The following is an 8,632-nucleotide window of genomic DNA, read 5'->3' on the forward strand; positions in this document are numbered from 1 at the left end:
GACGCGGGCAGTGGCGCTGGGCGCGACGTCAACGACCTGTTCTCCGCGGGCGAGCAGCCAGGACGTCAGGTGGTGCCCCAGGCCCCTGGCGTTCTCCACGGCCCATCGCCGCTCGGGCCACTGGCGGGCCCAGTCCAGCATCCGCTGGTACTCCGGAAGCGTCCCGTCGATGCGCATCGATGCGTGATCACGGTTGGTCTCGGGATCGACGGCCGTGGCCGTGTGGGTCGACTTGTGCGGATCGATGCCGATCAGCATCATCGGCGGTCCCCTCTTCTCGGACGTCGGGTCAGTGGAATCCGCGGCTGACATCCCGACTTCGAGAAACGTGGGGTGGCCGATGCTCATGCCTCTGTTGAGTCAAGCCGCGAACGGACACCGGGCAGGTCGACACACCCAAGGAGAGCCAGCCCTTGCGAGCGGCAGGAAGTACTCGAGTCAGCCTGCCCGATGTCCTGCGGCACGTTACGGGCGGCCAACCCGATCACGAACACCGCTACCCCCAATACAAGTCGGAAGTACTGGCGCAACAGCCCGTTAGTGTTCTCGTTCGTGGCCCGCTGCCAGGGAGCGTGCGGGTCCGCGAAGTAGACGGGCAGCCCGGTCTCGACCGTGAGCTGGGCGTGAGCGGCCAGCTCCTTGCCGCGGTCCCAGGTCAGTGACCGGCGGAGCTGGTCGGGCAGGGTGGTCATCGTGGTGGCCAGGGCGTCCTTCATAGCCACGGCGCCGTAGCCGCCCAGTGCGGGCCCGTTCTTGGTCGGTGGGACGGTGCCGTAGCCCTCGGCTCGTGGCAGGTGAACGAGCATGGTGTAGCGGGTCGTTCGTTCCACGAGCGTGCCGATCGCCGACCGGTTCAGCCCGATGATCAGGTCTCCCTCCCAGTGTCCCGGCACGGCGCGGTCGGCAGCTTCGGCGGGCCGCTGGCTGATCACCACGTCCTTCGTGACGTGGCCGCCTGGCTTGTTGCGAGACCTGGCCCGTGGGACGCGCAGGGCGCGGCCGGTGCGCAGGCAGGCCACGAGCTCGCGTCTGAGGCCACCACGGCTCTCGACGTAGAGGGACTGGTAGATCGCCTCGTGGCTGATACGCATGGATTCGTCCTCAGGAAAGTCGATCTTCAGGCGGGCCGATATCTGCTCCGGGCTCCAGGCGTTCGCCCACCGGCGGTCCTTGCGGTGCGGCTTGTTGCGCCCCTTCCATTCAGGAACCTGCGGCCCGGGAAGTACCGTGCCGTCCGGGGCTCGGACTACGCCCAGCAGACGGTCCTGGACGTACTCCCGCAGCCGCTCGTTCCCGGCCAGCTTCGCCTCCTTGGGCCGCTGAGCCACCAGGTCGGCCTTCCACTGCGCGACCGAGAGGGCTTCTCGAAACCGAGTGTGGGGCTGGGTTTGTGCTGATCAAGCATGGTGCCGGGGTGGGTGAGGTAGGTCCGGTGCGTCCGTGATGGTGGCGTGCTGGAGGTGCGTGATGGCGTCGGTGCTGGGACGGCTGGAGGAGCGGGAGCGTGCGGCCCGCAAGCGGGTAGAGGAGCTGCAGGCCGAGCTGGAGGCGGCGCAGTCGGAATGGGACGAGTGGCTGATCGCCCGCAGGCGGGTCGGCGAGGTGTGGGACGGGGACGAAACCGCGGGCCAGGACGGTGAGCCGGCCAGGACGCCGGAGAAGAGCGAGGCCACGGCGCCGTCGGCGGCCAGGCCCGGGTCGGTGGTTCCCCTCTGGCGGGAAGGGCTGTCGGCCGAAGTGCTGGCGCCGGAGTACCAGCACGTCATGAGCCTGCTGGCCGAACGCCGCACCACCGGCGGCCAGCCACTGAACTGCCGTGAGACCACTGCCTTGTTGGGGCTGGAGGTGGTTCCGGCGAAGATCGAGGGCGTGCGGAGCAAGCTCAAGCGGCTCGCTGCGCGGGGATGGGCGCACGAGCCGGCGCCGGGCCGGTTCGCCTGCGGCGGTCGAGACGGCGGGTCATGACCATGGTCATCGACCACAGGATCATCGCCTCCGAACTCGCCGGCAGCCGCTCGTAGTCGCGGGCCAGGCGCCGGGAGCGGGTGAGCCAGGCGAAGGTCCGCTCCACGATCCACCGCTTGGGCAGCACGGTGAAGCCTTTTTGGTCGTCGCTGCGGCGGATGACGGTCAGCATCAGGTTCAGGACCCTCGCGCACCAGCCCACCAGCATGCCGGTGTATCCGCTGTCCGCCCACACCCGCCTGAGCCGGTGATGCCGTGAGGTGGCCCGGGCGAGGAGGCTCTGGGCGGCGTGGCGGTCCCCCGTCGAGGCGGGAGTGACCATGACCGCCAGGATCAGGCCGAGGGTGTCCACCACGATGTGCCGCTTGCGGCCCTTGACCTTCTTCCCGCCGTCATAGCCGCTGGTCGCGGCTGCGACCGTGGAGGTGCCCTTGGCGGACTGCGAGTCGATCACCCCGGCCGTCGGCTCCGCATCCCGGCCCTTCGCGTGACGGGTCGCGGCACGCAGCCGGTCGTGGAACTCGTCGATCAGCCCCTGCTTGCGCCAGCGGGTGAAGAACCGGTGCACCGCCTTCCACGGCGGGTAATCGGCGGGCAGCGCGGGCCACTTCACGCCGTTGTCCACCATGTACCGGATCGCGTCGAGTATGTCCCGGTGGCAGTACTCCTCCGGCCGGCCGCCCCGGCCCTCGGCCCACGCCGGCACCGGGATCATGGCGCGGACCGCRGCCCACTCCGTGTCCGTCATGTCGGTCGGATAGCGGTGCCCGCCGGACGGATGGTCCGCGGCGTTGCCATGCGTGTGGGCGAAACAGTCGCACACCCGCGTGTCCGCAGTGGACTCTTCCACGGCGGACCGATACAACTGCGGCAACAGGGCCTCCCGGTGAGCAGTGGCGTAGACACCCTCTGCACTACCGAGAGGCCCTGCCTTCATGCCCCCGCACGGCCACGATCACCCGAACAGCACACCCGTACGGAACCTCCAGCCCCATACCCGGTTTCGAGAAGCCTTCCGAGGCCCGGTACTCGAGCTTGCCACCGCGGGTGGCCGCGTTGCGCCGCAGCTCCCGGGAGATCGTCGAGGGCGCCCGACCCAGCTGCTGGGCTATCTCCCGTACTCCGGCGCCCTGCACGCGCAACAGGGCGATCTCCTCGCGTTCGGCGAACGAAAGGTAGCGGCCCGAGACGGCAAGATCGATCTGCGGCATCCCGCCAGCATGCCGGAACCACCGGGTGCCCACCGCCGGCGCCGCCCCGACAGCGACGGCCGCATCCTCACTGGTCAGCCCCTTGGCGATCTCTCGCCAGAACAGTCTCTCGACGTCCCTCCGAGTCGAGGGCCGTCCTGGCGACTTCATGGGCGACCGCCCCGTCAGCTCCGTCATCCAACCCGCTGGTCGTCCCACAACACACTCCTCTGATCAGGGGTGTTGCAACGACTGGTTGAACCCGGGCAGTACACGTCCTTCGCCTTCACCGCCCACCTCCTCGAGGCCGGCATCGACGCCTCGATCGGCACCGTCGGCGACGCCCTGGACAACGCCCTCATGGAGTCCCAGATCGGCCTCTACAAGACCGAACTGATCAAGCCCCGCAAGCCCTGGCACGGCCTGCCCGACGTCGAGCTCGCGACCGCGGAATGGGTCGACTGGTTCAACAACCAGCGCCTGCACACCGCGATCGGAACCATTCCGCCCCACGAACACGAGACCAACTACTACGCTCAACACCAGCACCAACCGGCAGCTGGAGCCAACGCATAGAGCCTCCACCGATCCCGGAGCGCTTCAAGGTGGTCAGGCAGACGGGCGGCCGGTGATGGCCGGCAGGGTCGTTGTCCTGATCCGGCGATAGGTCCTGAAGCCGTACACGGTCAACGCTGTCCAGATGACGGTACTGATCAGAGGCCACCACAGGTCCCAGCCCTGCTCGCCCTGGATGAGATTGATGACCCAGTTCACCGCCCAGCTGACCGCAAGAACAAATGCCGCCCACCTGGCCCACCGCCAGATCCGCATCGTTCCTCGGGCACGGGTTTCCTGTGAGCTCTGCTCGTCCTGTCGAAGTCGTGTGCCATCCATACCTACCCGCCTACCCCCTGCCCGTCCCTTGCCTCCCGGCCCTTGCGAGAGGGCCGAAAACGGACGGCCTCACCGGCTCCAGAGATACTCAGAGTGAGCTTCCCTCGCTGGTATGTCGGAGGCTCCCCGTGTGCTCGTCGAATTGCCAACCCGATAACTCCCGGAAGGGTACGTGTTCCACCGCCAGACGATTGGCCCGGCGGCGCGCCTCCAGCCAGGACAACAACGCACAGGTCGAGGAGACTTCACTGCCGGCCGTCGGTACCGATCCCATTGCTTCGCTCATCGCGGGAATTCCCCATATCATTGGGATCCAGGACGGCGCCGAACCCGGCCGCTTCCGCGAGCACCATCGGGAGGCGGGCCACCGGATTCGGAAAGACGGTCGCAGAGGGATGTCGACTCGGGATTTCGTGACATTCGATACATCGGGCGGGGCGGCGGCCCGGCTTCTACCTCACGAGAGCGTGATCCGCTGATTCCACTTTGTCAACCCTTGAATGTCCCCGGTGGGTGCGCTACGGTCGTTCAGGAGGAGAAAACCGTGTGACTGCATGCTGCCTTGCGCGGCGTGCGGACCCGATTGAATTCGCTCCGAGCTCGAAGGGAAAATCGAGTGCCCAATTCGGAAGAATCGGGATCGATGGAGTTACTCGACGTCGACGGGGCCTGGTTATACACCCCGGAAATCATGCGGGACGAACGGGGAGAATTACTCGAATGGTTCCGGGGCCGGACATTCCAGGAGAAGATCGGCCACCCCCTCTTGCTCGCCCAGGCCAACTGCTCGGTGTCCCGCAAGGGCGTCCTGCGCGGCATCCACTTCGCCGACGCCCCGCCCGGCCAGGCCAAGTACGTCACCTGCGCCTCCGGCACCGTGCTCGACGTGGTCGTCGACGTACGCCGGGGCTCGCCCACCTTCGGCCGGTGGGTCGCCGTCCGACTCGACGCGGCCCGCCACCAGGGGCTCTACCTGGCCGAAGGACTTGGCCACGCGTTCATGGCCCTCACCGACAACGCCACGGTCGTCTACCTCTGCTCACAGCCCTACGTGGCCGAGGCCGAGCGGGCCGTAGACCCTCTCGACCCGGCGATCGGCATCGCATGGCCGACGGACATCGACATCGTCCTGTCGGCGAAGGACACCCACGCACCGTCCCTGGCGCAGGCCGCGGAGACCGGCATCCTGCCGGACTACGAGGAGTGCCGCGCTTACATCGCGGAGGCGGCCGGCGTGGGGCCGGCCCGGTGAAGGCCCTCGTGCTGGCCGGCGGTTCCGGCACCAGGCTGCGGCCGATCACCCATACCTCCGCCAAGCAACTGATCGCCGTCGCGAACAAACCGGTGCTCTTCTACGGCCTGGAGGCCATCGCGGCCGCCGGGATCACCGACGTCGGCCTGATCGTCGGCGACACGGCCGGCGAGGTCCGCGCCGCCGTCGGCGACGGCGCCAAGTTCGGCCTCGACGTCACCTACATCGAGCAAAGCCGCCCCCTGGGCCTCGCCCATGCCGTACTGATCGCCCACACCTACCTCGGCGACGACGACTTCGTCATGTACCTGGGCGACAACTTCATCGTCGGCGGCATCGACGACCTGGTCCGCACCTTCCGCAGCGGCAGGCGGCCCGCCGCCCAGATCCTGCTCACCCACGTGTCCGATCCCAGCGCCTTCGGCGTCGCCGAACTCGACGACGACGGCCGGGTCGTGGGCCTGGAGGAGAAGCCCCGGCACCCGAAGAGCGACCTGGCACTGGTCGGCGTCTACTTCTTCACCCCCGCCATCCACGCGGCTGTCCGCGCCATCGAACCCTCCTGGCGCGGCGAACTGGAGATCACCCACGCCATCCAGCACCTCATCGACAACGGTGCCGACATCCAGTCCATGGTCATCGAGGGCTACTGGAAGGACACGGGCAACGTCGCCGACATGCTGGAGGTCAACCGGACCGTACTGGAGGACCTGGAGCCCCGCATCGAGGGCACGGTGGACGAGGACACCGTCGTGATCGGCAGGGTCGTGGTCGGAGAGGGCGCGCGGGTGACGAACTCGCGCATCATGGGCCCCGCCATCATCGGCGCCGGCGTGGAGATCTCCGACTCCTACATCGGCCCGTTCACCTCGGTCGGCGACAACTGCCGCATCACCGGCAGCGAGATGGAGTTCTCCATCATGCTCGCCGGATCGGCGATCATCGGCGTGCGCCGTATCGAGGGATCACTGATCGGCAGGAACGTCCAGGTGACCCACAGCCTGCACGCCCCCAACGCCCACCGCTTCGTCCTCGGCGACCACAGCAAGGTGGAGATCCAGTCATGAACCTCCTCGTCACCGGTGCCGCCGGATTCATCGGCTCCCGCTACGTGCACCACCTGCTGGAAGCAGCCCGGGCGGGCGGGGAACCCGCCCCCGTGATCACGGTGCTGGACAAGCTCACCTACGCCGGCATCCTCGGCAACGTCCCCGACGACCCCGCCGTCACCTTCGTGCGCGGTGACATCGCCGACGCACCGCTGGTGGACTCCCTGATGGCCGAAGCCGACCAGGTGGTGCACTTCGCGGCCGAGACCCACGTGGACCGCTCCATCACCTCGCCCGGGACCTTCGTCCGCACCAACGTCCTCGGCACCCAGGTGCTGCTCGACGCGGCCCTGCGGCACGGCGTCGGCCCGTTCGTGCACGTGTCCACCGACGAGGTCTACGGCTCCATCGAGCACGGATCCTGGCCGGAGCACCAGCCGTTGTGCCCGAACTCGCCGTACTCCGCCTCCAAGGCCTCCTCCGACCTGCTCGCGCTGTCCTACCACCGCACCCACGGCCTGGACGTCCGCGTCACACGCTGCTCCAACAACTACGGGCCGCACCAGTTCCCCGAGAAGATCGTCCCGCTGTTCGTCACCAACCTCCTCGACGGCCTGCGGGTCCCCCTCTACGGCGACGGCCTCAACGTCCGCGAGTGGCTGCACGTGGACGACCACTGCCTGGGCCTCGACCTGGTCCGCACCCAGGGCCGGCCCGGCGAGGTCTACCACATCGGCGGCGGCACCGAACTGACCAACCGGGACCTCACAGACCTCCTGCTGGATGCGTTCGGCGTGGGCTGGGACGTCGTCGACCCGGTCGCGGACCGCAAGGGCCACGACCGCCGCTACGCCCTCGACTGCACCAAGGCCGGGGACGAACTGGGCTACCGGCCGCGCCGGGACTTCGCCGAGGGCGTCGCCCGCACCATCGACTGGTACCGCGACAACCGCGCCTGGTGGGGACCCCTGAAGAAGCGGCCGGCCGGCCCCGCCGCCCCCCGAGAGGCAGCGGCCCCATGAGATGGCTGATCACCGGCGCCGCCGGGATGCTGGGCCAGGAACTCGTGCGGCGCCTCGCCGGGCACGAGGAGGACGTCGTGGCCCTCGGCCACGACCAGCTCGACATCACACGCCCCGCCGCCGTGCGGGCGGCAGTCGCCGAGCACCGTCCCGGCATCGTCGTCAACTGTGCCGCCTACACGGCCGTCGACGACGCCGAGACGAACGAGGCCGCCGCCGCCCTCCTCAACGCCGAGGCGCCCCGACTGCTGGCCGAGACCTGCGCCACCCACGGCGCACGCCTCGTCCACCTGTCCACCGACTACGTCTTCCCCGGCGACGCCCGCACCCCCTACGTCGAGGACCACCCCACAGCCCCCCGCAGCGCGTACGGACGCACCAAACGGGACGGCGAGCAAGGGGTACTGGACGCGCTGCCCACCGCCACCGTGTTGCGCACCGCCTGGCTCTACGGGCGCACCGGCCACAGCTTCGTCCGCACGATGATCGAACGGGAGGCGCACGGCGGCACCATCGACGTCGTCGACGACCAGCGCGGCCAGCCCACCTGGACCGGCGACCTCACCGACCGCATCGTGACCGTCGGCCGACTCCCCGGCGTCCGCGGCATCCTGCACGCCACCAACGCCGGATCGGCCTCCTGGTACGACCTCGCACAAGAGGTCTTCCGGCTCCTCGACGCCGACCCCGAGCGGGTCCGGCCCACGACCGGCGCCGCCTACCGCAGGCCCGCCTCCCGCCCCGCCTACAGCGTCCTCGGCCACGACCGCTGGCGCGAGACATGCCTCGCACCCCTGCGCGACTGGCGGTCGGCCCTGCGCGAGGCATTCCCGGCCTGCTCGCCGCAGCACGCCCATCGACCCGGCGAGGAGCAGCATGAAACGAGGCTTACACGACCTCGCCCTGTTCGGCGGCGACGCGGCCTTCCTCCAGCCCCTCTAGTAGGGCTTTGTTAGGTCCTGTGGTGTGGTTCCGGGGTCGGTGCAGGTTGGCCGCATATCGAGCAGGCGCCGGTCCAGGTGGCCAGGAGGGCCTGGAGTGCGCGGAGGACCGCGTAGAGGGTCAGGCCGGCGCAGGGACTTTTGGGTCGAGCCGCAGCAGGGTGCAGAAGGCCTGGGCGAGGGAGGCGAGGGTGACGTGCCGGTGCCAGCCGGGATAGTTGCGGCCCTCGAAGTGGTCCAGGCCCAGACCGTCCTTGAGCTCGCGGTAGTCGTGCTCGACTCGCCAGCGGATCTTGGCGGTGCGGACCAGGTCGCGCAG

At 69.0% G+C, this 8,632-nt stretch carries 10 protein-coding genes and 3 pseudogenes; 6 read left to right on the top strand and 7 right to left on the bottom strand.

All coding sequences use genetic code 11. The features are described 5' to 3' along the window. Together DIZ27_RS42120 and DIZ27_RS42125 are read right to left on the bottom strand one after the other, a co-directional pair. A partial coding sequence (locus DIZ27_RS42120) for a transposase (RefSeq protein WP_146229107.1) occupies positions 1–261 on the bottom strand: 261 nt, incomplete at its 3' end. Positions 262–515: 254 nt separating this feature from the next. After that, a pseudogene (locus DIZ27_RS42125) lies at positions 516–1,355 on the bottom strand (IS30 family transposase); the annotation flags it as partial. A gap of 112 nt (positions 1,356–1,467) precedes the next feature. On the opposite strand from DIZ27_RS42125, the gene DIZ27_RS42130 reads away from it, so the two are divergent. After that, complete coding sequence (locus tag DIZ27_RS42130) at positions 1,468–1,965, top strand: hypothetical protein (RefSeq protein ID WP_109383596.1); 498 nt, start codon at positions 1,468–1,470, stop codon at positions 1,963–1,965. On the opposite strand, the gene DIZ27_RS42135 is transcribed toward DIZ27_RS42130, so the two are convergent. After that, the gene (locus tag DIZ27_RS42135) at positions 1,883–2,815 is read right to left on the bottom strand and encodes an IS5 family transposase (protein ID WP_258308855.1); all 933 of its coding nucleotides are present in this window, start codon (positions 2,813–2,815) and stop codon (positions 1,883–1,885) included. The genes DIZ27_RS42130 and DIZ27_RS42135 overlap by 83 nt on opposite strands. A 166-nt stretch (positions 2,816–2,981) precedes the next feature. After that, positions 2,982–3,353 (bottom strand): annotated as a pseudogene (locus DIZ27_RS48150) (helix-turn-helix domain-containing protein); the annotation flags it as partial. A 69-nt stretch (positions 3,354–3,422) separates the two neighbouring features. Between DIZ27_RS48150 and DIZ27_RS42145 the strand changes: the two are divergent. Then, positions 3,423–3,731: pseudogene (locus DIZ27_RS42145) on the top strand (integrase core domain-containing protein); the annotation flags it as partial. A gap of 33 nt (positions 3,732–3,764) precedes the next feature. Here DIZ27_RS42145 and DIZ27_RS42150 read toward each other — a convergent pair. Together DIZ27_RS42150 and DIZ27_RS49095 are read right to left on the bottom strand one after the other, a co-directional pair. Continuing rightward, positions 3,765–3,986: a hypothetical protein gene (locus DIZ27_RS42150; RefSeq protein ID WP_109383598.1), complete on the bottom strand. Its 222-nt coding sequence runs from the start codon at positions 3,984–3,986 to the stop codon at positions 3,765–3,767. Positions 3,987–4,137: 151 nt separating this feature from the next. Continuing rightward, entirely contained in the window at positions 4,138–4,356 is a 219-nt protein-coding gene (locus tag DIZ27_RS49095; protein ID WP_109383599.1) for an NDP-hexose 2,3-dehydratase family protein, read from the bottom strand. A 336-nt stretch (positions 4,357–4,692) separates the two neighbouring features. Between DIZ27_RS49095 and rfbC the strand changes: the two genes are divergently transcribed. The 4 genes from rfbC to rfbD are packed head-to-tail and all read left to right on the top strand — an operon-like array spanning position 4,693 to position 8,328. Next, positions 4,693–5,301: a dTDP-4-dehydrorhamnose 3,5-epimerase gene (gene rfbC, locus DIZ27_RS42160; protein ID WP_109383600.1), complete on the top strand. Its 609-nt coding sequence runs from the start codon at positions 4,693–4,695 to the stop codon at positions 5,299–5,301. Then, entirely contained in the window at positions 5,298–6,368 is a 1,071-nt protein-coding gene (locus tag DIZ27_RS42165) for a glucose-1-phosphate thymidylyltransferase (protein ID WP_109383601.1), read from the top strand. The genes rfbC and DIZ27_RS42165 overlap by 4 nt, the downstream gene beginning before the upstream one ends. Further along, on the top strand, positions 6,365–7,372 hold the full coding sequence (rfbB, locus tag DIZ27_RS42170) for a dTDP-glucose 4,6-dehydratase (RefSeq protein ID WP_109383602.1): 1,008 nt from the start codon (positions 6,365–6,367) through the stop codon (positions 7,370–7,372). The genes DIZ27_RS42165 and rfbB overlap by 4 nt, the downstream gene beginning before the upstream one ends. Beyond that, a complete protein-coding gene (gene rfbD, locus DIZ27_RS42175; RefSeq protein WP_109383603.1) occupies positions 7,369–8,328 on the top strand; it encodes a dTDP-4-dehydrorhamnose reductase in 960 nt (319 codons plus the stop codon). Before rfbB ends, rfbD begins: the two co-directional genes overlap by 4 nt. Positions 8,329–8,434: 106 nt before the next feature. Here the strand turns inward: rfbD and DIZ27_RS42180 are convergent. Next, the coding region (locus tag DIZ27_RS42180) for a transposase (RefSeq protein WP_146229108.1) at positions 8,435–8,632 on the bottom strand (198 nt) is incomplete at its 5' end.

It is taken from the genome of Streptomyces sp. NWU339, assembly GCF_003143855.1.
In the GTDB taxonomy this organism is placed as follows: Bacteria; Actinomycetota; Actinomycetes; order Streptomycetales; family Streptomycetaceae; genus Streptomyces.